Annotated in this window: 25 protein-coding genes and 1 pseudogene; 8 read left to right on the plus strand and 18 right to left on the minus strand. The window is 63.9% G+C overall.

All coding sequences use genetic code 11. The features are described from left to right. Positions 1-6: 6 nt before the first annotated feature. The 6 genes and pseudogenes from AC0L3J_RS07025 to AC0L3J_RS07050 form a co-directional block, all read right to left on the minus strand. Positions 7-234 (minus strand): hypothetical protein, encoded by a 228-nt coding sequence (locus tag AC0L3J_RS07025; RefSeq protein WP_473346582.1) that lies wholly within the window; start codon positions 232-234, stop codon positions 7-9. Positions 235-237: 3 nt separating this feature from the next. Further along, positions 238-438 (minus strand): hypothetical protein, encoded by a 201-nt coding sequence (locus AC0L3J_RS07030; protein ID WP_473346583.1) that lies wholly within the window; start codon positions 436-438, stop codon positions 238-240. A 9-nt stretch (positions 439-447) separates the two neighbouring features. After that, positions 448-630: a hypothetical protein gene (locus AC0L3J_RS07035; protein WP_007592434.1), complete on the minus strand. Its 183-nt coding sequence runs from the start codon at positions 628-630 to the stop codon at positions 448-450. Between the two features lie 133 nt (positions 631-763). Beyond that, positions 764-2,020 (minus strand): annotated as a pseudogene (locus AC0L3J_RS07040) (cytochrome P450). 89 nt (positions 2,021-2,109) lie between these two features. Continuing rightward, positions 2,110-2,436 (minus strand): hypothetical protein, encoded by a 327-nt coding sequence (locus AC0L3J_RS07045; RefSeq protein ID WP_027517320.1) that lies wholly within the window; start codon positions 2,434-2,436, stop codon positions 2,110-2,112. 106 nt (positions 2,437-2,542) lie between these two features. Beyond that, positions 2,543-3,316 carry a ferredoxin--NADP reductase gene (locus AC0L3J_RS07050; RefSeq protein ID WP_106943076.1) on the minus strand — a complete coding sequence of 258 codons (774 nt, stop codon included), beginning with the start codon at positions 3,314-3,316 and terminating at the stop codon, positions 2,543-2,545. A gap of 156 nt (positions 3,317-3,472) precedes the next feature. Here AC0L3J_RS07050 and AC0L3J_RS07055 point away from each other — a divergent pair, with 156 nt between their 5' ends. Further along, positions 3,473-4,669 (plus strand): amidohydrolase family protein, encoded by a 1,197-nt coding sequence (locus AC0L3J_RS07055; RefSeq protein WP_473346584.1) that lies wholly within the window; start codon positions 3,473-3,475, stop codon positions 4,667-4,669. A 57-nt stretch (positions 4,670-4,726) separates the two neighbouring features. On the opposite strand, the gene AC0L3J_RS07060 is transcribed toward AC0L3J_RS07055, so the two are convergent. The 9 genes from AC0L3J_RS07060 to AC0L3J_RS07100 all read right to left on the minus strand — a co-directional run bounded on the left by AC0L3J_RS07060 (position 4,727) and on the right by AC0L3J_RS07100 (position 13,356). Next, the gene (locus AC0L3J_RS07060) at positions 4,727-5,116 is read right to left on the minus strand and encodes a hypothetical protein (RefSeq protein ID WP_473346585.1); all 390 of its coding nucleotides are present in this window, start codon (positions 5,114-5,116) and stop codon (positions 4,727-4,729) included. 43 nt (positions 5,117-5,159) lie between these two features. After that, positions 5,160-5,615: a MarR family winged helix-turn-helix transcriptional regulator gene (locus tag AC0L3J_RS07065; RefSeq protein ID WP_007592445.1), complete on the minus strand. Its 456-nt coding sequence runs from the start codon at positions 5,613-5,615 to the stop codon at positions 5,160-5,162. A 14-nt stretch (positions 5,616-5,629) separates the two neighbouring features. After that, the gene (locus AC0L3J_RS07070; RefSeq protein ID WP_027517314.1) at positions 5,630-6,334 is read right to left on the minus strand and encodes an ABC transporter ATP-binding protein; all 705 of its coding nucleotides are present in this window, start codon (positions 6,332-6,334) and stop codon (positions 5,630-5,632) included. Next, positions 6,331-7,122, minus strand: coding sequence for an ABC transporter ATP-binding protein (locus AC0L3J_RS07075; RefSeq protein ID WP_473346586.1), 792 nt, complete (start codon positions 7,120-7,122; stop codon positions 6,331-6,333). The genes AC0L3J_RS07070 and AC0L3J_RS07075 overlap by 4 nt, the downstream gene beginning before the upstream one ends. Continuing rightward, complete coding sequence (locus AC0L3J_RS07080) at positions 7,119-9,008, minus strand: ABC transporter permease (RefSeq protein ID WP_473346587.1); 1,890 nt, start codon at positions 9,006-9,008, stop codon at positions 7,119-7,121. The genes AC0L3J_RS07075 and AC0L3J_RS07080 overlap by 4 nt, the downstream gene beginning before the upstream one ends. Before the next feature lie 157 nt (positions 9,009-9,165). After that, complete coding sequence (locus AC0L3J_RS07085; protein ID WP_456764837.1) at positions 9,166-10,368, minus strand: ABC transporter substrate-binding protein; 1,203 nt, start codon at positions 10,366-10,368, stop codon at positions 9,166-9,168. 25 nt (positions 10,369-10,393) lie between these two features. Continuing rightward, positions 10,394-10,978 carry an amino acid synthesis family protein gene (locus AC0L3J_RS07090; protein WP_456764838.1) on the minus strand — a complete coding sequence of 195 codons (585 nt, stop codon included), beginning with the start codon at positions 10,976-10,978 and terminating at the stop codon, positions 10,394-10,396. A 27-nt stretch (positions 10,979-11,005) separates the two neighbouring features. Next, entirely contained in the window at positions 11,006-11,902 is an 897-nt protein-coding gene (locus AC0L3J_RS07095) for a UPF0280 family protein (RefSeq protein ID WP_473346589.1), read from the minus strand. Beyond that, entirely contained in the window at positions 11,899-13,356 is a 1,458-nt protein-coding gene (locus tag AC0L3J_RS07100; RefSeq protein ID WP_027569458.1) for a hypothetical protein, read from the minus strand. Before AC0L3J_RS07100 ends, AC0L3J_RS07095 begins: the two co-directional genes overlap by 4 nt. Before the next feature lie 282 nt (positions 13,357-13,638). On the opposite strand from AC0L3J_RS07100, the gene AC0L3J_RS07105 reads away from it, so the two are divergent. Next, on the plus strand, positions 13,639-14,121 hold the full coding sequence (locus AC0L3J_RS07105) for a (2Fe-2S)-binding protein (protein WP_456764841.1): 483 nt from the start codon (positions 13,639-13,641) through the stop codon (positions 14,119-14,121). Beyond that, a complete protein-coding gene (locus AC0L3J_RS07110; RefSeq protein WP_473346591.1) occupies positions 14,121-17,645 on the plus strand; it encodes a molybdopterin cofactor-binding domain-containing protein in 3,525 nt (1,174 codons plus the stop codon). Before AC0L3J_RS07105 ends, AC0L3J_RS07110 begins: the two co-directional genes overlap by 1 nt. 3 nt (positions 17,646-17,648) lie before the next feature. Here the strand turns inward: AC0L3J_RS07110 and AC0L3J_RS07115 are convergent, their stop codons facing one another. After that, positions 17,649-18,611, minus strand: a complete 963-nt coding sequence (locus AC0L3J_RS07115; protein WP_473346592.1) for a catechol 2,3-dioxygenase — start codon at positions 18,609-18,611, stop codon at positions 17,649-17,651. A 439-nt stretch (positions 18,612-19,050) separates the two neighbouring features. On the opposite strand from AC0L3J_RS07115, the gene AC0L3J_RS07120 reads away from it, so the two are divergent. From AC0L3J_RS07120 to AC0L3J_RS07130, 3 genes are all read left to right on the plus strand, one after another. Further along, on the plus strand, positions 19,051-20,790 hold the full coding sequence (locus AC0L3J_RS07120) for an ATP-binding protein (RefSeq protein ID WP_007592463.1): 1,740 nt from the start codon (positions 19,051-19,053) through the stop codon (positions 20,788-20,790). A 103-nt stretch (positions 20,791-20,893) separates the two neighbouring features. Then, positions 20,894-21,472: a peroxidase-related enzyme gene (locus AC0L3J_RS07125; RefSeq protein ID WP_027569453.1), complete on the plus strand. Its 579-nt coding sequence runs from the start codon at positions 20,894-20,896 to the stop codon at positions 21,470-21,472. 196 nt (positions 21,473-21,668) lie between these two features. Further along, the gene (locus tag AC0L3J_RS07130; RefSeq protein WP_473346594.1) at positions 21,669-22,610 is read left to right on the plus strand and encodes a hypothetical protein; all 942 of its coding nucleotides are present in this window, start codon (positions 21,669-21,671) and stop codon (positions 22,608-22,610) included. Between the two features lie 16 nt (positions 22,611-22,626). On the opposite strand, the gene AC0L3J_RS07135 is transcribed toward AC0L3J_RS07130, so the two are convergent. Together AC0L3J_RS07135 and AC0L3J_RS07140 are read right to left on the minus strand one after the other, a co-directional pair. Beyond that, the gene (locus tag AC0L3J_RS07135; RefSeq protein WP_473346595.1) at positions 22,627-22,860 is read right to left on the minus strand and encodes a hypothetical protein; all 234 of its coding nucleotides are present in this window, start codon (positions 22,858-22,860) and stop codon (positions 22,627-22,629) included. Between the two features lie 59 nt (positions 22,861-22,919). Next, entirely contained in the window at positions 22,920-23,543 is a 624-nt protein-coding gene (locus tag AC0L3J_RS07140) for a ParB-like protein (RefSeq protein WP_473346597.1), read from the minus strand. A gap of 270 nt (positions 23,544-23,813) precedes the next feature. Here AC0L3J_RS07140 and AC0L3J_RS07145 point away from each other — a divergent pair, with 270 nt between their 5' ends. Then, the gene (locus AC0L3J_RS07145; protein WP_007592473.1) at positions 23,814-24,155 is read left to right on the plus strand and encodes a hypothetical protein; all 342 of its coding nucleotides are present in this window, start codon (positions 23,814-23,816) and stop codon (positions 24,153-24,155) included. Positions 24,156-24,420: 265 nt separating this feature from the next. Continuing rightward, the gene (locus tag AC0L3J_RS07150) at positions 24,421-24,708 is read left to right on the plus strand and encodes an acyl carrier protein (RefSeq protein ID WP_007592476.1); all 288 of its coding nucleotides are present in this window, start codon (positions 24,421-24,423) and stop codon (positions 24,706-24,708) included. Positions 24,709-24,717: the final 9 nt, after the last annotated feature.

The following is a 24,717-nucleotide window of genomic DNA, read 5'->3' on the forward strand; positions in this document are numbered from 1 at the left end:
CCGGAGCTATCGGCCTCTTCGGTGCGCGCCACTGCGTGCGACGTCCTTGTCGATGCCACCAGTGGCGTTCACGTCGTTCTCGACGTCGCCTTCGATCGTGTTCTCGCCCAAGGCGTCCTCGAGGTCGTCAGGGGTGACACCGGCCATCGTTGCGCCCTTCGATCCGCCGATCATGGGGTTGTCGTGCAGATCCTTTTCGGTCGGTGCGTAGAGTTTGGGTTGCTTATTGGTCATGCCTCACCTGCCTCCGCCTTTTCCGGCCTCGTCATGCCTCTGATGTGAATCGTGCTCGCCACCCCCGCCAGACACGCGGCTGTGGTCGCGCTGCGGGTCGTCCGCCGGTGGCGTCTTCACTTCGAGCGGTGCCTTCGCATTCTCATGCGATACGCTAGGTCCGCCCTGACGGATGCTGTTCGGTGTCTTGCTGGATGTCGACATGTCACCTCCTCAGCGATCTTGCTGATAGCCTTGGTTGGTGGTGTTCTGCTTGATGTTGCCCTGCTGCCCTTGCTGGTCTGGATTTTGCGCACGCTGCTGGCCGTGCGGGGCAGTCGAGGACACTTGCTTGCTGTCGCCGGTTCCCTTCGGGCTTTGGTTCTCGGCGGGAACAGGTGGCATCTTGCCGGTCATGATGCTGTCTCCTGTTGTTGACACGACATCGACCGGAGGAACTCATCCGGCTTTCGATGTCGCAAAAACAACTAGAGCAACGGCATGCCGTTCCTACCGACGAGTCCAGAGAAATTCCGCAAGCGTGTAAGTCTCAGCAGGCCGCTGGCTGGGAACGAACCATCATCGATCCAGCTGCTCCGTGGCCGTCGGGCGCAACGGGGAGGTTCGCAATCGCACGCATGCCCGGTCGCTTGCGCCAGCGGATCTGAGACACGTCCACAGCAAAGCCAAGTTTCGGCCATCGTACAAACAGCGCTTCCAGGGCACACGCTGCCTCGATCCGGGCAAGTTGATGACCGAGGCAGAAATGGATTCCCGTTCCGAAGGACATGTGACGGTTCGGCTTGCGCGCGAGATCGAGGCTGTCGGGACGATCATGCGCCGCCGGGTCCATGTTCGCCGCGGCGAGCATCACCATGACGCGATCGCCCTTCTTGAGACGCACGCCCGCGAGCTCGATATCCCGCCTCACATAGCGCGGCTTGGAGAACTGCACCGGCGACACGAAGCGCAGGAATTCCTCCACCGCAAGCCCGACGCGGCTCCAGTCCTGTGCCAGCCAGTCGCGGACGCCAGGATTTCTGAGGAGCTCGTAGACGGAACCGCTGATGAGATGCGTGGTGGTCTCGGAGCCCGCCGCGAGCAGCAGGAACACCATCGACACCATTTCGTCCGGCGTGATCTGGCCGCCCTCGCGCTCGACCTGGACCAGCTCCGAGATCAAGCCGTCGCCGCCCCGCACGCGCGCAATCTGCAACTGCCGTTCGAGGTAGGCTCGCATCTTTCGGAACGCGAACAGCAGGCGGAAGAAGCTGGCGACGTTCGTGAGCGAGGACATCGTATTGGCCCAGGCGATGAAGCGAGGGCGATCGGCCAACGGCAACCCAAGCAGCTCGGAGATCACCGCGAGCGGCAGGATGCCGGCATAGCGCTGGACGAGATCGGCCGGGCTTCCTGCCAGGAACAGCTCGTCGGCGAGACCGTCCGCGATGGCGCGGATACGCGGCTCCATCGCGACGATCGCGCGGCGCCGGAAGGCCTCGTCCACGATGCTGCGCAGCCTTGTATGGTCCGGCTCGTCCATCGTCAGCATGTTGTTGGCGATGGTTCTGACGTAGTTCGGCATCCATCAGCGCAGACCTGCGACGTCGCCATCCTCCTTGCGCAACGTGAAATTGGTGCCGTCCTTCAGGACCTGCGCCGTGGCATCGTGGGTCGTGGTGATCCAGACATCGCCGACGAGAGGAAATCGCGTCGCGACCACAGGACCGGACATGCGCAACGTTGCGATCGCCTTGGGCGGATCGCGAAAGAAGGCCTCGCTGGTGAAATCGAGGCGCGGTGCCATGTGATCACCGAGTGGCTGGTGGCGCCTCAACCAGATGGTGCGCACACGGCGGCCCGCAAGGGCCGGAAGCGGCGCGATGAGCTGAGTGCCTACCCCCGCCCGGGCGAACGCGGGCCGATCTTGCGCTGCTGCTGGTTGGTGTAGGCGTCCCAATTGCTCCAGCTGCCGTTGCTGAGGCTTCGCAGGTCGGTGGTGAGCGGACGGCGCGTGCGCTTGTCGTGATCGGCGATCACGCGCTCGGATTGCACGATCTTGCGCTTGAGTTCCCCGACCGCCTTCTGGGTCTGGCCGTTCCGCTTCGAAGACGCGATCTCGCCCATGGTGAAGCGCGCGGTCTCAAGCGCCTTCAACTCGGCGCGGTTCTTCTTCAACTGAACCCGGTGCCAGGCGATGTTGCTGTCGCTGTCCGCAACCATGTGGGAACTCCGCTGATTCGTTCCCACAGTGTATCGCGTGCCGAATCGGCGCCGCAACGGGCGCCCGGCGGCGAAAATACGGTCTTCTTGCGCGGGAGTTCCCGGCCTAGCGCTCGGCGAAGGCCTTTTCGACCACGAATTGAGCCGGCTCGCCGTGATTGCCCTCGACAAGACCCCGCTCGCCGAGGAGCACGCGGGTATCCGCCACCAGCGCCGGGCTGCCGCAGATCATGACGCGGTCGTGGGCGGCTTCCAGGGCCGGCAGGCCGATATCGGAAAACAGCTTGCCCGAGGTGATGAGGTCGGTGATGCGGCCGCGATTGCGGAAGGGATCGCGCGTCACGGTCGGATAGTAGATCAACTGGTTGCGGATGTACTCGCCGATCAGCTCGTCCTTGGGCAGCGTCTCGGTGATCATCTCGCCATAGGCGAGCTCCTTCACGTGCCGGCAACCGTGCAGCAGCACGACCTTCTCGAACCGCTCGTAGGTCTCGGGGTCCTTGATCACGCTCAGGAACGGCGCAAGGCCCGTACCGGTGCCGATGAGGTAGAGGTTGCGGCCGTCCTCCAGATTGTCGATCACCAGCGTGCCGGTGGCCTTGCGGCTGACGATGATCTCGTCGCCTTCCTTCAGATGCTGGAGCCGTGAGGTCAGCGGGCCGTCCGGCACCTTGATCGAGAAGAACTCCAGCGTGTCCTCGTAATTGGCGCTGGCGACGCTATAGGCCCGCAGCAGCGGCTTCTCGCCGACCTTGAGCCCGATCATGGTGAATTCGCCGTTGCGGAAGCGGAAGGTCGGGCTGCGGGTGGTCTTGAAGGAGAACAGCGTGTCGGTCCAGTGGTGGACGCTCAAAACGGCTTCCTGATTGAAATTGCTCATCTCACCCTTCCGTGGCGCGTCGTGGCGGTTTTCAAGGCGGCAGCTATGCGTCGTTTGTACACGATCATTTGTATACTAATGAATAATCCGGCTTGATCCTGCGGTCAAGGCTGCCCAAGATCGGAAGCGTTGCAGTTAAGGATAAGGACCCATTCCATGGCGCATGACGCACCCCAGGCCACCGGACCCTCGAAGCTCGTGATCCGCAATATCGGCCTGATCCTGTCCGGCGCGCTGGAAAAGCCGATCCTCGACGGCGACACCATCGTCGCCGAGAACGGCAAGATCACCGCGATCGGCCACCTCAAGGACCTCAACACCGAAGGCGCGACCACCATCGTCGAGGCCAACGGCACCACGGTGGCGCCCGGCCTGATCGACAGCCATGTCCACCCTGTTGCGGGCGACTGGACTCCGCGCCAGAACCAGATCGGCTGGATCGACAGCAATTTGCATGGCGGCGTCACCACAATGATTTCCGCCGGCGAGGTGCACATGCCCGGCCGCCCGCGCGACGTCGTCGGGCTGAAGGCGATGGCCATCTTCGCACAGCGCGCATTCTGGAATCTGCGGCCTGGCGGCGTGAAGGTTCATGCTGGCGCGCCCGTGATCGAATGCGAGATGGTCGAGGAGGACTTCAAGGAGCTGGCCGCAGCCGGCGTCAAGCTGCTCGGCGAAGTCGGCCTGGGCGGCGTCAAGGACGGCCCGACCGCGCGAAAAATGGTTGGCTGGGCTCGCAAATACGGCATCCAGAGCACGATCCACACCGGCGGGCCCTCGATCCCCGGCTCCGGATTGATCGACAAGGACGTGGTGCTGGAGGCCGACACCGACGTGGTTGGCCACATCAATGGCGGCCACACCGCGCTTCCCGACGACCAGATCCGCTGCATCTGCGAGGGCTGCAAGCGCGGCCTCGAGCTGGTGCACAATGGCAATGAGCGCTCGGCGCTGTTCACGTTGCGCATCGCGCGCGAGATGGGCGATCTGCACCGCGTCATCCTCGGCACCGACGCGCCGGCCGGCTCCGGCGTGCAGCCGCTCGGCATTCTCCGCATGGTGTCGATGCTGTCCTCGCTTGGCGACCTGCCGGCCGAGGTCGCGTTTTGCCTGGCCACCGGCAACACGGCGCGGATGCGCGAATTGGATTGCGGCCTGATCGAAGTCGGCCGTTCCGCCGATTTCGTCATCATGGACAAGGCGCAGCACTCGGCCGGCAAGAACATCCTGGACAGCGTCCAGCTCGGCGACCTCCCCGGCATCGGCATGACTATCATCGACGGTATCGTGCGCACCCAGCGCAGCCGCAACACCCCGCCGGCCGGCAGGGTGCCGGAGGTGGTCGCGAAGTGACGCAGCCGGAGCGGTTCGCCGCTCGGCGCGGTCCCTCGGGAAAAGCTGATCACCCAATCAACGGCGCTTAACGATTTCACAACGCACGTAGGTCTGGCGCTTGCCTTGCCCGACCGGGCTATTGTCCATCACCAGCTTGCCATCCGCGGCAATGGAAACCCGGGGATTGGAGCGATACTTCTCGCCCTCGCCTTCGCAGGCGAGCTTCATTTTCCAGCTGAGCTTTCCATCGGCGGTGATCTCGCTCGCACGGCACCTGGTCTCGTACCAATAGAGCCGGTTGCCACCCTCGATGCTCATGCGGTTGGCGCTGTCCTGGTCGCGGCAATCCTTTTTGGTCGACGCCCAGAACCCCTCATAGGCTTGCGCCGCCAGGGCGGGAGCACACTGGCCCGCCAGCATCACACTCATACTCAGAACCGTCGCAAACCGGGTCGCCGCTCTCATACCGAAAAACCTCGACAAGACCTTTACCGAGGTTAGTCGCGCCTCACCGCAGCTTGTTCAACAGCGCCATCAGCATCTCGCGCTCCTTTGCCTCGAGCGGCGCCAGCGTCTCCCGGGTGATCGCGAGCGCATTCGGCGCGACCTTTTCCGCCAGCTGCTGCCCCGCGCGCGTCAGGCTGACCAGAAGCCGCCGTCCGTCCTCGGGATCTTGGCTGGTCTCGGTCAGGCCGCGCGCCGTCAAGCGATCGATCACGCCCTTGATGGTCGCCACATCCATCGCCGTCAGCCGACCGAGCTGGTTCTGCGAGCATGGCCCGGCCTCGGCGAGCTTCGACAGCGCCGCCCATTGCGTCGGCGTGATATTGGTGCCGATCTCGCGAGAGAAGATCGCGCTGTGGCGCTGCCAGACCTGGCGAAGGATGAAACCAACCTGCTCGTCGAGCACGTAAGGCGGCTTTGCCGGTTTGACGCTTTTCTTCGCCGCGACGCTTCTCGCCATCCGCTCCCCGCCCCCTACAACGATAAATGCGCGTCGCGGATATCCGGACGCGCGTCGAGCTCGGCCATGGTGCCGCCGAAACAGATGCGGCCGCGCTCGATGATATAGGCGCGATCGGAAATCAGCCGCGCAAAATGCAGATTCTGCTCGGAGACGACGATGCTGACGCCCTCCTTCTTCATGGTCAGGATGGCATCGACCATCTGCTCCACGATCTTCGGCGACAGGCCTTCCGAGGGCTCGTCCAGCAACACCAGCGACGGATTGCCCATCAGTGTGCGTGCGATGGTGAGCATCTGCTGCTCGCCGCCGCTCATGCGGCCGCCCGGGCGATTTTTCATCTCGCCGAGGTTAGGAAACAGCGAAAACAGCTTGTCGCGGGTCCAGTGCGGGGCGTTCGGGCGCTTCGGCTGACGGCCGACTTCGAGATTCTCTTCCACCGTCAGATCGGTGAAGATACGCCGCTCCTCCGGCACGTAGCCAAGCCCATCCCGCACGATCTCATGTGTGGGACGTGCCGAGACGTCCTTGCCTTCGAACATGATCCGCCCCGAGCGCTGCGCGACGAGCCCGACGATCGAGCGGAACGTCGTCGACTTGCCGGCGCCATTGCGGCCGAGCAACGCCACGACTTCCCCCTCACCGACCTCGAAGCCGATGTCGAACAGGATATGGGCCGGGCCGTAATGACTATTGAGCCCCTCGACCGTGAGCTTCATGCCGATGCTCCCTCGCGATGCCCGGCCTCGTAAAGCAGGCCCTCGCCGAGGTAGACCGCCTGCACCTGCGGATTGCCGCGGACCTCGGCGGGCGAGCCCTCGGCGATCAGCGTGCCGCGGTTGAGCACGATGATGCGATCGGCGTGCTCGAACACCACGTCCATGTCGTGCTCGGTGAAGAGAACGCCGATCGATTTTTCCCGGGCGATCTGCGCGGTCAGCCGCATCAAATCGACGCGCTCGCGGGGCGCCATGCCGGCGGTCGGCTCGTCCATCAGCAGCAGCTTTGGCTGATTGGCGAGCGCGACGGCGAGCTCGAGCCGCTTGAGATCGCCATAGGCAAGCTCGCCACAGGGGCGATCCGCGTAACCGCCCATACCGACCAGCTCGAGCAGTCGCCCGGCTTCGCCGCGGTCGAAGTTCGGCGCCGAGCCCCAAAGATTGTACAATTGCTTGCCGTGCGAGATCAGCGCGACCTGCACATTCTCGCGCACCGTCATGGTCGCGAAGGTCGCGGTGATCTGGAAGGTGCGGCCCACGCCCATCCGCCAGATTTCGCGCGGCTTCCTGCCGGTTGTGTCCTCGCCGAGCAGGCGGACGTGGCCGCTATCAGGCCTGTTCTGGCCGTTGAGCATGTCGAAACAGGTGCTCTTGCCCGCGCCGTTCGGTCCGATCAGCGCCAGGATTTCGCCTGATCGCAGCGAGAACGAGACGCCGCGCACGGCGTGGACGCCGCCATAGGATTTGGTCAGGCTTTCGACCGCGAGAAGTGGGGGGGCGACGCTCATTCGGCGGACTCGATCGGCTTGACAAGCAAGGGTGACCCCGGGGGCGACGTCTTCCTGCGGCGCTGCGCCAGCATCTCCAGCATGCCGACGATGCCCTTGGGGAAGACCACGACGATGAGAACGATGAAGCCGCCGAGCACGAGCTTTGACAAGTCGGTCTGGCTGACCAGCCAGATGTTCAACGCCTTGTAGACGATGGCGCCGATCACCGCGCCCGACACTGTCTCGACGCCGCCGAGCAGCACCATGACGAGCGCATCGACCGAGAGCGAGATGCCGAGATTGTCCGGGAAGACGCTGCCCTTGAGGTAGGCGAACAGCGCGCCGCCGATGCCGGCGGTCGTGCCCGCGATCACGAAGGCCGTCCACTGGATGCGCTTGGCGTTGATTCCGACCGCTTCGCTGCGCAGCAGCGAGTCGCGCGTCGCCCTCAGCGCATAACCGAACGGCGAGAACACCATGGCCCGCAGCGCGATCGTCACGAGCGCCGCAACGCCGAGCGACAGCCAATAGAAATGCGATGGGCTCGCCGCCCAGCTCGCCGGCCAGACGCCCAGGATGCCGTTGTCGCCGCCGGTCACGCTCACCCACTGGAACGCGATCGACCAGACGATCTGCGCGAAGGCGAGCGTCAGCATCGCGAAATACACACCGGAGAGCTGCACCGCGAAGAAGCCGAACACGGCGGCCCCCATGCAGCCGAGCAGCGGCCCGAGCAACAGGCAGACGATCATCGGCAGTCCCGCCATCTTGGCGAGGAAAGCGACGCCGTAAGCGCCGAGGCCGAAATAGGCGGCGTGGCCAAAGGACGCGAGCCCGCCGACCGACATCAGGAAGTGCAGGCTGACGGCGAAGATCACGGAGATCGCGATCTCCGAGCCGACCGTCAGCGCATAGTTGCCGGCGAACAGCGGCAGCGTCGCCGCGATGACGAGCGCTGCAAGCGCAGCCAGCCGCTCATTCGACGTCAGCGGTCGCCAGGGACTGACCGTGAGACCCGGCGTCTTGCGCGCCGGCGCCTCGGGCCTGCCGAACAGGCCCCAGGGCCGCACGATCAGCACCGCCGCCATCACCAGGAAGACTAGGATGATGGAGATTTTTGGAAAGATCAGGATGCCGAAGGCGTTGAGTTCGGACACCAGCACCGCCGCGACGAAAGCGCCGATGATGCTGCCGAGGCCTCCGATCACGACGACGACGAAGACCTCGACGATGATACGCAAATCCATCGCATGATGCACGGCATCGCGTGGGATCTGGAGCGCCCCGCCCAGAGCGGCGAGGAAAACGCCGACCGCAAACACGGATGTAAACAGCCATTTCTGGTTGACGCCGAGCGCCGCGACCATGTCGCGGTCCTGCGTCGCTGCGCGCACCAGCACGCCCCAGCGCGTGCGCTGGAACAAGAGCCAGAGGATGCCAAGCACGACCGGACTGAGCACGATCAGGAACAAATCATAGCTCGGGATGTTCTGGCCGAAAAAGTCGATCGCCCCCTTGAAGCCGGGTGCACGGCGCCCGACGAGATCGTCCGGGCCCCAGATCAGGACGACGAGGTCTTCGACCATCAAGGTCAGGCCGAAGGTCGCAAGCAGCTGGAACAGCTCGGGCGCGTGATAGATGCGCCGGAGCAGCACCATCTCGACAATGACGCCGATCACCGCCACGGCAAGCGCTGCGATGACGATCCCGCCCCAGAAGCCGAACGTCCCCGATAGGCGCTCGGTGAGCGTGAAGGCGATATAGGCACCGATCATGTAGAAGGCGCCGTGCGCGAAATTCACGATCCGCGTCACGCCAAAGATGATCGACAGGCCCGACGCCACCAGGAACAGCGACGCTGCACTGGCGAGACCGGTCAGAAACTGTACGACGTAAAAGGCCATCGGCGGTCCGGGTTAGTGTTGCATCACCTCTCCCCGCTTGCGGGGAGAGAGAGCTTCGTAGGGTGGGTTAGCGCAGCGTAACCCACCTCTTGTGGTTTTGCGGGTACAGACCGTGGTGGGTTACGCCTGCGGCCAACCCACCCTACGGCGGCGGAGATCAATCCTTCGGACGCAGCTTCTCGACTTCGGCATCACTTGGCAGATAGTCCGCGCCCTTCTTGTAGGACGAGTCCACCATCACGCCCTTGCCGTCCTTCAGCGCGGTCTTGCCGACATAGGCACCGAGCGTCGACTGGTGATCGATCTTGCGGAAGGTGATCTCACCCAGCGGCGATGGCATCGACAGTCCTTCCGCCGCGCTGATCAGCTTCTCCGGATCGGTCGAATTGGCCTTCGCCAGGATCGCCGCCGCCGACTTGATGGTCTGGTAGCCGACGATCGAGCCGAGGCGCGGATAGTCGTTGTACTTGGCCTGATAGGCCTTCAGGAACGCGTCGTGCTCGGGCGTCTTGATCGAGTACCAGGGATAGCCCGTGACGATCCAGCCCTCGGGCGTCTCCTCCTTGAGCGGGTCGAGATATTCGGGCTCGCCGGTGAGGAACGAGACGACCTCGCGTCCCTTGAACAGACCGCGGGTGTTGCCTTCACGCACGAGCTTGACGAGATCCGCGCCGAAGGTGACGTTGAGGATCGCTTCAGGATTGGCCGCGGCAACCGCCTGCACCACCGGGCCGGCGTCGATCTTGCCTTGCGGCGGCCACTGCTCATCGACCCACTGGATGTCCGGCCGCTTCTCCGACATCAGCTTCTTGAATACGGCGACCGCGGACTGGCCGTATTCATAGTTCGGCGCGATCGTCGCCCAACGCTTTGCCGGCAGCTTGCTGGCAGCTTCCACCAGCATCGCCGCCTGCATGTAGTTGGAAGGACGCAGTCGGAACGTGTACTTGTTGCCCTTCGACCAGGTGATGGCGTCTGTCAGAGGCTCGGCCGCCAGGAAGAACACCTTCTTCTGGTTGGCGAAGTCGCTGACCGCAAGTCCGATGTTCGACAGGAACGTACCCGTCAGCATCGCCACGCCTTCGCTCGACACCAGCTCGTTGGCCGCGGTCTGCGCATCCGCCGGCTTGCCGCCGTCGTCCTTGGAGACGACGACCAGCTTCTTGCCGTTGATGCCGCCGGCCGCATTGATCTCTTCAACCGCGAGCTGCCAGCCCTTGCGATAGGGCTCCGTGAACGCCGGCAGCAACGAATAACTGTTGATCTCACCGATCTTGATGTCTTCCGCCAGGGCCGAATGAGCCATGCCGCTTGCCAACAGCGCGAACGCCGCGCCGGCGAAATAGTTCTTTGCTCGCATCCCAACCTCCACTTTTCTGAAAAGATTAACGCAGTCCGTCTTCGCCCTTGATCTCCGCAACGGTCAGCCCGCCGACGCGCGGCAGCGGACGGCCGCTGTCGGTAACGGCGACCGCGACCATGATCTCGTTGGCGCGCGGCGCGTCGTTGATCTGCACTTCCATGCCGTCGAAATGACTGCGCACGAAGGCTGCATCCTTGTGGCCCAGCGGAATGTCCAGCGTCGTGCCGGGTCCACTGCGCTTCTTCGACGACGGGATCAACGCAGCGCCCTTGCTCAGCACTTTACGGACCGGCGCGCCCATTTTCGGGTGAAGGATGGCGGCGGCATGCTCCAGCTCGCCGTTCTCGCCGACGGCCGCGGCCTTGCCATAGCTCTGCGCCTTGGACCCGTCGATGCCAAGCGCCGCCACCGCGCGCTTCGAGAGCAGCTCGCCAAGCTCCTCGCCGATCGCGATCAGCGGCGAGAGATCCTCGACATATTTTCCAGCAAACGGGTTCTCGATCACGGCGATTGCCGCCGCACGCCGTGTCGGCGGCGAGACCTGGCGGCCCATCTCCATCTGCGTCTCTTCGACGACGGTGACGATCTTGCGGATGATCGCGCTCATGATTGTTTCCTCAAGCCGCTTCCCTGTTCAGGCATGAACCGCGATTTCCGGCACAAGCGGGCGCGATCGTTGCCGTTCAATATCCTTGGTCCCGATGACAAGCATATCACCACAAAGCTGCAACACGGCACCCTCGATCAATCCGCGATCGAATAATTGCCGTGCACATTCCGCGCCAGATTCGAGCGCGGTGGTGATCTCGTTCTGCGACAATCCACCAACGTTGCGGGTCACGAGCCGTGCGCCAAGATCGCTGTCGGGCTGAAGCTCGCACGCAGGCTTTCGGATAATGGCGGGATGCCCCGGCAGATCGACGGCATTCGCAATGATCGTCGCGGCGGCATCGGCTTGCGACGCTGTTCCGGCCAGCACGGTCACCGCATCGGCAATCCCGAGGGAAAAGCTGCGACCGTGCCGTCCACTGGTCGCAATGCCGCGCACGGGATCATCGGCGTCCACCCTGATCGTCCGCATCACGCCGTCGCGATCGGGCCGGTCCATCAGGCCGACCGAAAAATGCTCGCCCTCGCCGAGATGCAGGGCAATGTCGCCGCCATTGTTGACATAGGCTCGATCGAGCGCCGCAGCGTTCAGCATTGCGCCGAGAATCTCCTCCGCTACGGCGCCGGCCACAGCGGCCATCGGCGTGATGAAGCCATCAGCGGCATAGGGCGCGACCGCGGCGTGCATGCGACGCGCCACAACGCCTCTCAACGAGGTCCGCTCCTCGACAGCGGTCCGCAGTTCGGGCAGTTCCGCGCAGAGCTCGTCGAGCAATCCCGTGAAGCGCCGGACGGCCGCCTCATAGGCCGCGCGCACTGCGTCGGCAGCCCCCCTCGCCTCGACGACCAAATCAATCGGTCCATCCTGCAAATGCAGTCGCCGGCCGTCAGACAGCAACGCGATTTGCGGGAGCCTTGTCATGCCCGAGGCCCTGGAATCGGGTTCTGCCAGGGCAATTGGCGGACATCGTCGCCGCCCTGCACTTCGGACAGCGGTTTCACATAATCCATGTGCCCACCGAGCGCCGCATAGTCCGACAGCTTCATCGTGAATTCGATCGGCGCGACCAGCGCGGGCGTCGGCACGTAACCGAATGCGCCCGCCGGCATCTGCGTCACGTCGACCATGTAGGTGATGCCGCCGCCCGGCCAGACGTAAACAGGTGCGCCGCCACTGGTGACGCGCGTGAGCGCGTCCTTCACCGAGCGCGTCAGCCGCACCGGATTGTCGGTCACGCCCGCCCGCAAGGAACCACCGGCGCCGGCCATGAACAGCACCGTACACAGCGCCGGCTCGCAATTCTCCTGAATGCGCTCGACCGAAAACTTGAGGTCATCCGGCATCTCCGTCTCGACCGGCTTCAAGGCTTCGTCGAGCACGTAATAGGACGAATGTTCGCCGGTCGTGGAGACCATCAGCATGGAGAGGCCGGCCCTGGCTTCCTTGGCGTCGAACGGTCCGAGGATTGCGAGCGGATCGGAGATATTGGTGCCGCCCCAACCCGTGCCGGGATCGGCGACCTGGAAATAGCGGCCGGGCGTCGAGCGGCGCCCTTTCATCTTGATGCCGGTGTCGGCGATGTCGAGCAGCTTGCCGGCCTGGTGCTCCGAGAGCACGCCGGTGATATGGTCGTCGACCACGACGACCTCGTCGACCTTGCCGTGCCATTGCTTGGCGAACATGCCGATCGTCGCCGAGCCGCAGCCGACACGCATGCGCTCTTCTTTCATGCCGTTGACGATCGGCGGCTGGCCGGCCTGCACCACCACGCTCGCGCCGCCGTCGATGGTGAGCTCGACCGCCTTGCAATTTGCGAGGTCCATCAGCGTGTCGCAGGTGACGCGGCCTTCCTTCTTGGAGCCGCCGGTCAGATGATGCACGCCGCCGAGCGACAGCATCTGCGAACCGTATTCGCTGGTGGTGACGTGGCCGACCGCCTCGCCTTGTGCACGGACGGTCGCCGTCTCCGGCCCGAGATAACGGTCGGTGTCGATCTTCACCTTGATGCCGCAATAGGAGAAGATGCCCTCGGTGACGACAGTCACCATGTCGACGCCGTCGACCTCCGCCGAGACGATGAACGGCGCCGGCTTGTAGTCGGGATAGGTCGTCCCCGCGCCGATCGCCGTTACAAAGGTGGAAGGCTCGTGGACGATCTTGCCGTCCCAATCTTCGGTGCGGCTGAACGGAACGAGCTTGCCGCCATGCGACACGGTGCGCTCCAGGATCACATGCGGGTCGACACGGACGAGCTTGCCCTCGTGATTGGCATAGCGGTCGCAGGCGCCCGCCGCGCCCGGCTTGATGTAGCACATCACCGGACACGCATCGCAGCGGATCTTGTCGATGGCGGCGCTCGTAGGTTCAGTCACCATGTCAAAGCCAGCCGACAGTGCAGTTATCATTTGTACACGAACGATGTTGCGCGCCCTCCCGATGACTGTCAAGCGGCGGTGCGGCGCAAAACATACGCCTGCCGCATAAAACCTCATTTGCCTATCCGCTCTGTCCACAAAGAAGGCATTCGCGCTGCACTGCGGCATGCACGGCTTGCACGTTTGTGTACAAACGGTATCGTCGCAACGTAGATTTTGAGCGGACTTGGAATTTCGCGAAGCTTTGGCTGCGGAGCTCAACGAGTCGATTTGGGAACGAGGATGACGCAGACACCGATCCGCATCACCGTGAACGGCCGGATCCACGAGATCACTGCGGCGCGAGACACGCCGCTGCTCTACGTGCTGCGCAACGATCTCGCGCTCAACGGTCCGAAATACGGTTGCGGCCTCGGTGAATGCGGCACCTGCACTGTCTTGATCGATGGCGCGGCGGCGCGCTCCTGCGTGATTCCGATCAGCGGCTGCGCCGGCCGCGACATCGTGACGCTCGAAGGGCTCGGCACCCGCGACAAGCCAGATGTGGTGCAGCAGGCCTTCATCGACGAACAGGCCGCGCAATGCGGCTATTGCCTCAACGGCATGATCATGACCACCAAAGCGCTGCTTGCCATCAACCCCCAGCCCACCGAACAGGAGGCGCTGGCGGCGCTACGTTACAATCTCTGTCGCTGCGGCACGCATATCGAAATCCTGCGCGCCGTGATGCGTGCGTCTGGCCAGCTCGCCGAGGCCGGTGATTGATGGGCTCCCCGCATCCGAACGGAGCTGAGCTGCAATCCGGCTCGCTCGTCGTCGTCCGCACGGTGGACGAGTGCACGTTCGAGACCTTCGTTCGCATCACCGCGGACGGTTCGGTCACAGCCTACAATGGTCATGTCGATCTCGGCACCGGCATCCGCACGGCGCTTGGCCAGATCGTGGCTGAAGAGCTCGACGTCTCCTTTGCCCGCGTGGTCGTGGTGCTCGGCGACACCGCAACGGTGCCGAACCAGGGCGCCACGATCGCGAGCGAGACCATCCAGATCACCGCCGTTCCCCTGCGCAAAGCCGCCGCGCAGGCGCGACACTTCCTGATCGCACGTGCGGCCGAGCGCCTGGAGCTGCCGGCTGCCGATCTCAGAATCGAAGACGGCCTTGTGCGCGGGCACGACAATCGCAGCGTCAGCTATGGCGAGTTGATCGGCGGAGAGACCATTCGTCTCGAGCTTGCCGACGACGTCGCCGTCAAGCCCGTCGGCGATTACGCCATTGTCGGCCAATCGATGCCCCGCATCGACCTCCCGGCCAAGGCCACGGGCGAGCTGACCTTCGTGCACGACATCCGTGTGCCCGGCATGCTGCACGGACGCGTGGTGCGTCCGCCCTATGCCGGCGTCGATGCCGGCACGTTTGTCGGCACCAGCCTGATTTCGGTCGACGAATCCTCGGTGCGCGACATCCCCGGCATCATAGCCGTCGTGCGCATCGGCGATTTCGTCGGAATCGTCGCGGAGCGCGAGGAGAGCGCTATCCGCGCGGCGGAGCAGCTTGCGGTGAGCTGGCGACCGACGTCTGAACTGACCGATCTCGCCGACGTCGAGACAGCGCTGCGTGCCAATCCATCGACGCCGCGCACCCTGATCGACAAGGGCGACGTCGATGCGGCCATTGCCGGCGCGGCCAAGCCGATGCAGCGCACTTACGTCTGGCCCTATCAGATGCATGCCTCGATCGGCCCGTCCTGCGCGGTCGCCGACTTCCAGGACGGCAACATCCGCGTCTGGTCGGGCACGCAAAATCCGCACCCGCTGCGCGCAGACCTGTCGCTGCTGATCGAGCGTCCCGAGAGCGAGATCGAGGTGATCAGGCTGGAGGCCGCCGGCTGCTACGGCCGCAACTGCGCCGACGATGTCACCGCGGACGCGCTGCTGCTCTCGCGCGCGGTCGGCCGGCCCGTGCGCGTGCAGCTGACGCGCGAGCAGGAGCACGCCTGGGAGCCCAAGGGCGCCGCGCAGCTCATCGACGTCAATGGCGGCCTGAACGCGGAGGGCGGCGTCGCTGCTTACGATCTTGCCACGCGGTATCCGTCGAATGCCGCGCCGACGTTGGCGCTGTTGCTGACGGGGCGGATATCGCCGAAGCCGGACGTCCTCCAGATGGGCGACCGCACCGCAATCCCGCCTTACGATTACGACCACATGCGCGTCGTCGCCCACGACATGGCGCCGATCGTGCGTGCGTCCTGGTTTCGCGGCGTCTCGGCCCTGCCGAACACCTTTGCGCATGAATCCTATATCGACGAGGCCGCAACCGAGGCCGGCGTCGACCCGATCGAATATCGCCTGCGTTACCTTAGGGATCAGCGCGCCGTCGATCTCGTCCATGCGGTCGCCGAGCGCGCGGGTTGGACGCCGCGACCGGTGCGCGAAGAGAAAGACGGCGAGATCGTGCATGGGCGCGGCTTTGCCTATGCGCTCTACGTCCACAGCAGATTTCCCGGTTATGGCGCGGCGTGGTCGGCCTGGGTCACCGACGTTGCCGTCAACAAGTCGACCGGCGAGGTCAGCGTGACGCGCGTGGTCGCCGGGCAGGATTCCGGATTGATGATCAACCCGGGCGGCGTGCGCCACCAGATCCATGGCAACGTCATCCAGTCCACCAGCCGCGCGCTGATGGAGGAGGTCTCCTTCGAACGCGGGGCAGTCGCGGCGCGGGAATGGGGCGCCTATCCGATCATCCCGTTCCCTGACGTGCCCAAGATCGACGTGTTGTTGCTGCCGCGGCCAGACCAGCCGCCGCTCGGCGTCGGCGAGTCCGCCTCGGTCCCAAGCGCGGCTGCGATTGCCAACGCCATCTTCGACGCCACCGGCGTGCGCTTTCGCGAGCCGCCGTTCACGCCCGAGCGCATCCTGAAGGGCTTGCACGGCAGCGCCCCAGCCACGCCGCAGGCGCTGCCCGCTCCCGCTACGCCACAGCCATCCCGCATCTGGGAAAATCCCTTCGCCAAACGCGCCGGCGTCTTCGCGACGATCGCGGCCGTCTGCACCGCGGCGATCGGCATCGGTGCAGCTCTTTTGCCCGGCCGCGCCATCGCGCCGATCACCCGACCCGATCCATCGGTCTATTCCGCAGCGACGATCGCGCGCGGGCAACAACTGGCCGCGTTCGGCAATTGCGCGGAGTGCCACACCATGATCGGCGGGGCGCTCAACGCCGGTGGCCGCGCCCTGGAGACGCCGTTCGGCACGATCTACGCGACCAACATCACGCCCGACGTCGAGACCGGCATCGGCGCCTGGTCCTATCCCGCATTCGAGCGCGCGATGCGCGACGGGCTGCATCGCGACGGACGGCAGCTCTATCCCGCCTTCCCCTACACGCACTTTTCGAAGACTGGCGATGCCGACATGCAGGCGCTTTACGCCTACCTAATGGCGCAGCCTGCGGTGCGCGCGACGCAGCCTGCGAATACGCTCGCCTTCCCGTTCAATCTCCGCCCGCTACTTGCCGGATGGAATGCGCTGTTCCACCAGACGCGCGAGTTCAAGCCTGATCCCGCCAAGTCCGAAGTCTGGAATCGCGGCGCTTATCTGGTCGAGGGCCTCGGCCATTGCAGCGCCTGCCATTCGCCGCGCAACGCACTCGGCGCCGAGCAGCGTGGCGCCTATCTCGCCGGCGGCTTTGCCGAGGGCTGGGAGGCGCCGCCGCTGACCTCACTCTCGCACGCGCCGATCCCATGGAGCGAGGACGAGCTTTTCGCCTATTTGCGCACGGGCCACTCGCGATATCATGGCGTCGCCGCCGGGCCGATGGCGCCAATCGTCAGAGACCTCAAAGCCCTGTCCGACCAGGACATTCAGGCGATGGCGGTCTATCTGAACTCATTCAACGACACCGCAACCGAAGCACCGGACGCGTTTGCGGCACGTCTCGAAAGCGCGACGCAAGTTAAAATCGCGTCCTCCACCGGCGCGCGGCTCTATCAGGGCGCCTGCGCCGTCTGCCATGAGGTCGGCGGCCTGCCGCTGTTCGGCAGCCGGCCTTCGCTGGCACTCAACAGCAATCTGCACAGCGCCGCATCGGACAATCTCGTGCAAATCATCCTGCACGGCATCGCCGAGCCGGTGTCGAGCGATCTCGGCTACATGCCGGCCTTCAAGAACAGCATGAGCAATGCGCAGGTCGAGGAACTGGTCACCTTCCTGCGCAGGCAGTTCGCACCGGACAGGCCGGCATGGACCGGCGTCAAGGAGACGATTGCGCGTGTGAGAGCCGCCGCCAACTGAGCGCTACTTCTTGTGCTCCACCGGCGGCGTGCCGTGCGTGTGGAAGGACTCGATCGTCTTCAGGCCCCACGCCTGTCCCTTCTTGCGCTCCTCTTCCGTCCAGACGATCGGCTTCCAGTCGGGCGCAAGGATGAGGCGCGCACCGGCATTGGCGACTTCGACGCGATTGCCGCCGGGCTCGTAGACGTAGAGGAAGAAGGTCTGCTGGATCGCGTGCTTGTGCGGGCCGGTCTCGATGTGGATGCCGTTCTCCAGGAAGATGTCGGCGGCGCGAAGAATCTCTTCGCGGCTGTCGAGCGCGTAGGTGACGTGGTGGAAGCGGCCGGGCGTGCCGGAATGGTCGAGCGAATAGGCGAAATCGTAGCTCTTGTTGGACATCGTCAGCCACATCGCCGCCTCGCGGCCGTCGTTGAGCACGATCTGCTCGGTAAGCCGGCAGCCGAGATAGTTCTCGAAGAACTCGCGGTTGGCCTTGATGTCGACGGCGAGGCAATTGAGGTGGTCGAGGCGGCGGACATTGACGCCGCGCGCGGGAAAGCGCTGCGCCTGGTTCTTCAGCGCCGGCTTCAACTCCGGCGGCGCCTGATACCATTCGGTCTCGTAATAGAGCTCGATGATGTGTCCATCGGGATCGCGGCAGCGGAAGGTCGGCCCCTGCCCCATGTCGCCGTCGATCCAGCCGATGTCGAAGCCGGATCCCTTCAGCGCCGCGACGCGGCGCTCCAGCGCCTGTTGGCTGCGCGCGCGCAACGCCATGTGCTCCATGCCTGACGTCTTCGACGCCGTCAGTTTGAGCGAATAGCGCTCGTAATCGTCCCAGCCGCGCAAATAGACCGACTCGCCCTTTTGCCCGCTGACGGTCATGCCCATGACCTCGACGAAGAATTTCAGGCTCTCGTCCGGCTTCGGTGTCAACAGCTCCATGTGGCCGAGATGAGCGAGATCGAGGATCGGTTCGGGCTGCATGGTGTCCTCCAAGACGTGGCTTGCGATCCGCTGGACCGGATCCTCGCGATCCGGCGCAGGCGGCAATCCGCTCACGCACCGGTGGGCGGCGCCGAGGCCGCCGGTTCATTTGTACCAATGTACAAATGATTAGGTCCCGTCAACAAATCAGGCATCGCCGCCCGGAACAGATGACGGGCCATCTCGGATGACCAACCCGTCCCGGAACCGCGGACCGACTGCCCGAATGGTAAAATCTTCCTTAAACACTCTGGGCCCGTCGGCCGGGAAAAAACAGCATTTTCCGGCCGCTTCCGCCAGGGAGTATGCATTGGGAACAAACCTCGCGCCCGAATTGTCGCGGATTTAACGAAGCGCCGGCGCCTGCCGTTTAACCGTTTGTCCAGCGACGGCCGTGCATAGTCCGGGCAACCCGTTGCTCTTGCCAGGTTCATTCATTGTGACATCCTTTGGACGCGTGATTTCGGTTCGCGGATCGCTCGCCCGGGTCGGGCTGCTGGCTGAAAGCCGGATGCCGGTCTCGGAAGTGCGGGCCACCGTCGGCCGCTTCGTCAGTATCCGCTGCGCCAGCTCGGTCATCGTCGCCATGATCACCGAGGTGTCCTGCGAGAACCTCTCGAGCAACGACAATTTGATCGCCATCGCCTCGGTCGACCTGCTCGGCGAAATTCTCAACGCCACCGGCAAGGCCAAATTCCAGCGCGGCGTCACCAACTATCCGACCATCGGCGATTCCGTCGACCTGATCACGAGCCAGGAGCTGCGCACGATCTACGCGCCTACCGGCTCCGACCAGATCAATGTCGGCTTCCTTCAGCAGGACAGCTCCGTCGTCGCCTATGTCGACATCGAGGAAATGCTCTCCAAGCACTTTGCGGTGCTGGGATCGACCGGCGTCGGCAAATCGACCGGTGTGTCACTGTTGCTCAACGAGATCCTCAAGGCACGCCCGAATTTGCGCATCTTCCTGCTCGATGTGCACAACGAATATGGCCGCTGCTTCGGCGACCGCGCGCTGGTGCTCAACCCGCGCAATTTGAAACTGCCATTCTGGCTGTTCAATTTCGAGGAAATCGTCGACGTGCTGTTCGGCGGCCGCGCCGGCGTGCCCGAGGAGCTCGACGTCCTCGCCGAGGTCATTCCGCTGGCCAAGGGCGTCTACACCCAGTACCAGAACGCCGACCGCATTGGCCTGAAGCGCATCGATCCCAAGCAGATCGGCTACACCGTCGATACGCCGGTGCCCTATCGCCTGGTCGACCTGATGTCGCTGATCGACGAGCGCATGGGCAAGCTCGAGAACCGCTCCTCGCGCATCATCTATCACAAGCTGATCTCCCGCATCGAGGCGGTCCGCAACGACCCGCGCTACGCCTTCATGTTCGACAACGCCAATGTCGGCGGTGACACCATGGCGGAGGTGATCAGCCATCTGTTCCGCCTGCCGGCCAACGGCAAGCCGATGACGGTGATGCAGCTCGCCGGCTTCCCGGCCGAGGTCATCGATTCCGTCGTCTCGGTGCTCTGCCGCATGGCCTTCGACTTCGGCCTGTGGAGCGACGGCGTTTCGCCGATGCTGTTCGTTTGCGAAGAGGCTCACCGCTACGCCTCCGCCGATCGTAATGTCGGCTTCGGGCCGACCCGCAAGGCGGTGTCGCGCATTGCCAAGGAAGGCCGCAAATACGGCGTCTATCTTGGCCTCATCACCCAGCGTCCGGCCGAGCTCGACGCCACGATCATCTCCCAGTGCAACACGCTGTTCACGATGCGTCTTGCCAACGAGCGCGACCAGGCGCTGCTGCGCGCCGCGGTGTCGGATGCGGCCGCGAATCTGCTCTCGTTCGTGCCCTCGCTCGGCACCCGCGAAGTGCTGGCCTTCGGCGAAGGTGTCGCGCTGCCGACGCGGCTGCGCTTCAAGGAGGTGCCGCCGCATCAATTGCCGCGCGGCGAAGCCACCATCAGCAGCGTGCCGTCCGTCACCTCCGGTCACGACATGCATTTCGTCGGCGCCGTGCTCGAGCGCTGGCGCGGTGCCACCTCGCAGCGCGACGTGCCGAACGATCCAGTGTTCTCGGCGCCGCCCGCGAAGACGCTCTCCAACGTCGAAGCCCCGATGCTGCAACCGTCGATGGGGCTGGATCCGGACCGCTTCTCGCTGCTGAAGAAGCCGCTGCGGTAAAGCAACGCTCGTTTTCCAGCTCCGGCATTGCGAGCCTGGCGTCACGTTGAGCATGGCGCCGGCATCGACTATGGTTGCCGGCCCCAAGCCGGAATCCATGCCCATGACAAAGCCCGCGCAACGCTTCGCCGCTCCCGCCCTCGATGCGCTCCCCGACGACATCCGCACACGCCTCCTCGCCGTGCAGGAGAAGAGCGGCTTCGTGCCGAACGTGTTCTTGACGCTGGCCTACCGCCCGGACGAGTTCCGTGCCTTCTTCGCCTATCACGACGCACTGATGGAGAAGGACGGCGGCCTCACCAAGGCCGAGCGGGAGATGATCGTGGTCGCGACCTCGGCAGCCAATCAGTGCCAGTATTGCGTGATCGCGCATGGCGCGATCCTGCGGATCCGCGCCAAGAACCCGCTGATCGCCGACCAGATCGCCACGAACTACCGCAAGGCCGACATCACGCCGCGGCAAAAGGCGATGCTCGACTTCGCGATGAAGGTCTCGGCCGATGCGCAGCGGATTTCCGAGGACGATTTCACCGCGCTCGCGCCGCATGGGTTCAGCGACGACGACATCTGGGACATCGCCGCAATCTCAGCCTTCTTCGCACTGTCGAACCGGCTGGCGAATTTCACCGGCATGCGGCCGAATGACGAATTCTATCTGATGGGACGGCTGCCAAAGAAATAACCGCCGCGAGCGCGGAAGGAACGCATCACCGACAAATGCAGCGGATGAGTTCCCGTTTGACGGGAACTCAGTGTTTTCGCAATCGCACACGTTTAATTAAGAATCTCACCCCCAACTAGCACAATCGCTTTGGCACAACTTGCGCAGTTTCCGTCACCGGAGACGCTGATGAGTCGTGCCTGTCGAGGGGCTTCTCATGAACGTGCGGGCATTTGTGATCGCGACCTGTATTGGCACGGCATTCTTCGCGGCCGGATACGCATGGAACTATCAGCCGGAGATCATCAACGCGAACGAAATATGGAGCATGTTCGAATCGGAGCATGGCAAGGCGCGGGCTGCTGTCTTACGCGTCCTCATTGCGCCGAATTCAGCTCACTTCAACGGCCTGCGAACGATCGATGCAAACCAGGCAAAATACGTATGCGGCTCCGTAAAAGCGATGGACAAGGAAAGGCAGTACGTCGAGGCCGCGTTCGTTTACACCGTCGCGATCGATTTTGCCCGTATCGACGACGACGGCCGGATGACGTCGCAGCGCTCTGCTTACAAGCCCTGCCCAGGCGCGGCCGACGACAAAATTGCCGACCAGAACACGCTGATATCGCCAGGCGCGCTGTCGATGATCAAGACCGTCGAAAAAATCATCCCCAAGTCCAGCGGCGGAACGATGGAACAACAGCTTGGCCAGCTCGCCGGACAGACCGCGGCGGTCGCGCCAGGCTCGGCGGTCCCGCGGGGATCGGTCGGCTCATCGGGTTCGGCAGCCTCAGCAGGGGCAGGATGGGCGCCAGCAGCACAGCATTCAAGTTCGGGCGTGGAGGCACGACAAGCAGATGAACTGACGTGGCGTGTCGACCAACCGCCCGCCGCATGGCCGAATTTCCCCTCGGACCATCCGCTGGCGAAATCGGCGCAGAAGCGGACCAGCGCCGAGGCCCTGGCTTTTGCAAGAGATGTCGAGGCTCGCTGGGAAGACGCCAAATCATCCCGGGTTCCGGCCAAGCGTCCTTCGCCTGAGGAGATCAAGGAAGCATGCCGCGCGCTACTTACGATTGATCCCACCGACAAGGATTATCCGCGGGCCTGGGCCGCCTTTGTGCGGCTGCGCAAACTCGATCGTGACGCTGCTGGTTGAACTGGCGGGATCTGTCCTAACGCTTCGCCATCAACTCGAGCGCCGGGGCAAAGCGCTCGGAAAACGTCAACGTCTTGGCATGGTGTACTGCGGCAAACGACGCCGATATCCCGGCTGAAGCGACCACGAGCAGGGCAACGGTGAAAACCAGACGGCGCATTTCGGCCTCCTGTGTGAGCTCGGCAATCCCACAGATGGCACGGCTTTGTTTCAGCACTGCTTCGCGCGGACGGAAGATGGTTTCGCTCAAGAGGCTGTGATCAGATCCGGTTTGCGGAGCCACATGCCGTACTGACGTGAGCGTTGCGCCTAATCATCGTCAGCCGGACCGCACCAGCCGGGCAGATAGATCGCGTCCTTGCTCTTGGCTGAGGACATCGCCTTCTCGAGCGCCTTCTCAAAGTTGGCATCCACAGCCTTGCGCGACAGCTTTCGGCGCAGATAATCGGCCCACAGGAATTCGGAGAACGGCGTTGTGTCCTTGGCGAAGCCGCCCATGCGGCGCAGCTCGCCGGCAAGGCTCCGGAAGGGATCGTCCTTGAGATCGACGACGGATTTCGGCAAATCGCGGAACGGTCGCCGTTCGCCCTTGGCGTCGTAGGGGTAAACCCAGCGCTTGTTGTCCATCACGCCCCAGAACGCTTCGCGCTCGACCATCCTGAGGTCGCCGACGATGGTGACCAGCACCTCCTTGATGCCCTCGTCGTGCAGCGCGCGACCGAGATGATGATGGTCGATCACGTAATAGCGCTCGTCGGGGCCATGCACGACGGGGATCATATGCTTGCCGAGCAGATCGGCCTGCTTCTTCTTGTCGTGCTCGCGCCAGCGCTTGCGCTTCTCCTTGACCTCGCGCATCCCGACCGTCATCTGCGTCGGCCGCAGCGACAGGATCGACACCGGATGCACTCTCGGTTCGCGCGGATTGGTCATGGTCGAAACGCCCTTCACATGGTTGCAGCTGCGTGGTCAGGTTCCCTGGGACTATGCCATGGGCATCGTGCCGGCAATGCATTCGGCTGGGCGGAGATATTGCATCGCACCCTCTGCAGGCCCGGAACGACCACGGTTCCACGGTCCTTCGTTCGCAACCCTGCAAGATAGTGCGAACGCACAATGCACGTGCGCGTTGAGAAGATTTTCTGCAACGTGTTACCCACGTATGCTATCTAAAAATCGCTGCTTCGGAGTGATCCCTGCACCATGACAACCCAGCGGCCCATAAGCTCGGATGACGAGCATCGGGTGCTCCAGTTCAGGCCGCGCACCTCGCCTTCCCCGACGGGCTACCGCGGCAACGGTAGCGTGCAGCAATTGCGCGTCGCGCCCGAGCCGCTCGACCTGTCGCGCTATGAGCAGCCCCGCACTGAACCGGACGATTTCCGCCATCGCATGCTCGCCAACATCGCGGCGCTGGCCTTCACCATCGCACTGACCGCGATCGGGATCTGGCTCGCGGTGAGCATCGCCGACCTGCGCCGGACCCAGGATTGCGTGCTGATGGGCCGCCGCGACTGCGTCAAGATCACGACGCCGCACATCTAAGGCAAGCGTCTAGTAGGCAAAACATCTGGCAGGGTAAGACGTCTGGCGAGGCCCGCCGACGGTCCTTCGGCGGAAACGGCTCAACCGGGCATCCCCAGCCCTGTCCCCACACCCGCCGGCTCCATTGAACTCAGGGCGGCGCTCCGATATACGGGCTTTCGACCCGGCCAGAGGGGGGTTGAGGGCGTCATCGGGGCGCGATGCCCACCCACCGTTCCACTCTGGAAAATCTGACAAACATCTGCAATATATCAAAGGCTTAGTGATGTCCTCCACATTCGATCAGGTCGCTACGATCATCGCTGAAACCTGCGACATCCCGCGCGACACGATCACGCCGGATAGCCATGCCATCGATGACCTCGGCATCGACAGCCTCGATTTCCTGGACATCGCGTTCGCGATCGACAAGCAGTTCGGTATCAAGCTGCCGCTGGAAAAGTGGACCCAGGAGGTCAACGACGGCAAAGCCACCACCGAGCAGTATTTCGTGCTGAAAAACCTGTGCGCCCGCATCGACGAACTGGTTGCGGCCAAGGGCGCGAGCGCCTAAGCGCGCGGT

The sequence above is a fragment of the Bradyrhizobium sp. Kon37 genome, assembly GCF_055807535.1.

Excerpts from the sequence above, each read along its gene's own strand:
- AC0L3J_RS07105 (WP_456764841.1), top strand. The coding sequence starts at position 13,639 with ATGACGCAGACACCGATCCGCATCACCGTGAACGGCCGGATCCACGAG.
- AC0L3J_RS07145 (WP_007592473.1), top strand. The coding sequence starts at position 23,814 with ATGACAACCCAGCGGCCCATAAGCTCGGATGACGAGCATCGGGTGCTC.
- AC0L3J_RS07095 (WP_473346589.1), bottom strand. The coding sequence starts at position 11,902 with ATGACAAGGCTCCCGCAAATCGCGTTGCTGTCTGACGGCCGGCGACTG.
- AC0L3J_RS07125 (WP_027569453.1), top strand. The coding sequence starts at position 20,894 with ATGACAAAGCCCGCGCAACGCTTCGCCGCTCCCGCCCTCGATGCGCTC.
- AC0L3J_RS07045 (WP_027517320.1), bottom strand. The coding sequence starts at position 2,436 with ATGGTTGCGGACAGCGACAGCAACATCGCCTGGCACCGGGTTCAGTTG.
- AC0L3J_RS07050 (WP_106943076.1), bottom strand. The coding sequence starts at position 3,316 with ATGAGCAATTTCAATCAGGAAGCCGTTTTGAGCGTCCACCACTGGACC.
- AC0L3J_RS07025 (WP_473346582.1), bottom strand. The coding sequence starts at position 234 with ATGACCAATAAGCAACCCAAACTCTACGCACCGACCGAAAAGGATCTG.
- AC0L3J_RS07100 (WP_027569458.1), bottom strand. The coding sequence starts at position 13,356 with ATGGTGACTGAACCTACGAGCGCCGCCATCGACAAGATCCGCTGCGAT.
- AC0L3J_RS07075 (WP_473346586.1), bottom strand. The coding sequence starts at position 7,122 with ATGAGCGTCGCCCCCCCACTTCTCGCGGTCGAAAGCCTGACCAAATCC.
- AC0L3J_RS07150 (WP_007592476.1), top strand. The coding sequence starts at position 24,421 with ATGTCCTCCACATTCGATCAGGTCGCTACGATCATCGCTGAAACCTGC.
- AC0L3J_RS07030 (WP_473346583.1), bottom strand. The coding sequence starts at position 438 with ATGTCGACATCCAGCAAGACACCGAACAGCATCCGTCAGGGCGGACCT.
- AC0L3J_RS07085 (WP_456764837.1), bottom strand. The coding sequence starts at position 10,368 with ATGCGAGCAAAGAACTATTTCGCCGGCGCGGCGTTCGCGCTGTTGGCA.
- AC0L3J_RS07070 (WP_027517314.1), bottom strand. The coding sequence starts at position 6,334 with ATGAAGCTCACGGTCGAGGGGCTCAATAGTCATTACGGCCCGGCCCAT.
- AC0L3J_RS07090 (WP_456764838.1), bottom strand. The coding sequence starts at position 10,978 with ATGAGCGCGATCATCCGCAAGATCGTCACCGTCGTCGAAGAGACGCAG.
- AC0L3J_RS07080 (WP_473346587.1), bottom strand. The coding sequence starts at position 9,008 with ATGGCCTTTTACGTCGTACAGTTTCTGACCGGTCTCGCCAGTGCAGCG.
- AC0L3J_RS07110 (WP_473346591.1), top strand. The coding sequence starts at position 14,121 with ATGGGCTCCCCGCATCCGAACGGAGCTGAGCTGCAATCCGGCTCGCTC.
- AC0L3J_RS07115 (WP_473346592.1), bottom strand. The coding sequence starts at position 18,611 with ATGCAGCCCGAACCGATCCTCGATCTCGCTCATCTCGGCCACATGGAG.
- AC0L3J_RS07055 (WP_473346584.1), top strand. The coding sequence starts at position 3,473 with ATGGCGCATGACGCACCCCAGGCCACCGGACCCTCGAAGCTCGTGATC.
- AC0L3J_RS07060 (WP_473346585.1), bottom strand. The coding sequence starts at position 5,116 with ATGAGAGCGGCGACCCGGTTTGCGACGGTTCTGAGTATGAGTGTGATG.
- AC0L3J_RS07140 (WP_473346597.1), bottom strand. The coding sequence starts at position 23,543 with ATGACCAATCCGCGCGAACCGAGAGTGCATCCGGTGTCGATCCTGTCG.
- AC0L3J_RS07035 (WP_007592434.1), bottom strand. The coding sequence starts at position 630 with ATGACCGGCAAGATGCCACCTGTTCCCGCCGAGAACCAAAGCCCGAAG.
- AC0L3J_RS07130 (WP_473346594.1), top strand. The coding sequence starts at position 21,669 with ATGAACGTGCGGGCATTTGTGATCGCGACCTGTATTGGCACGGCATTC.
- AC0L3J_RS07065 (WP_007592445.1), bottom strand. The coding sequence starts at position 5,615 with ATGGCGAGAAGCGTCGCGGCGAAGAAAAGCGTCAAACCGGCAAAGCCG.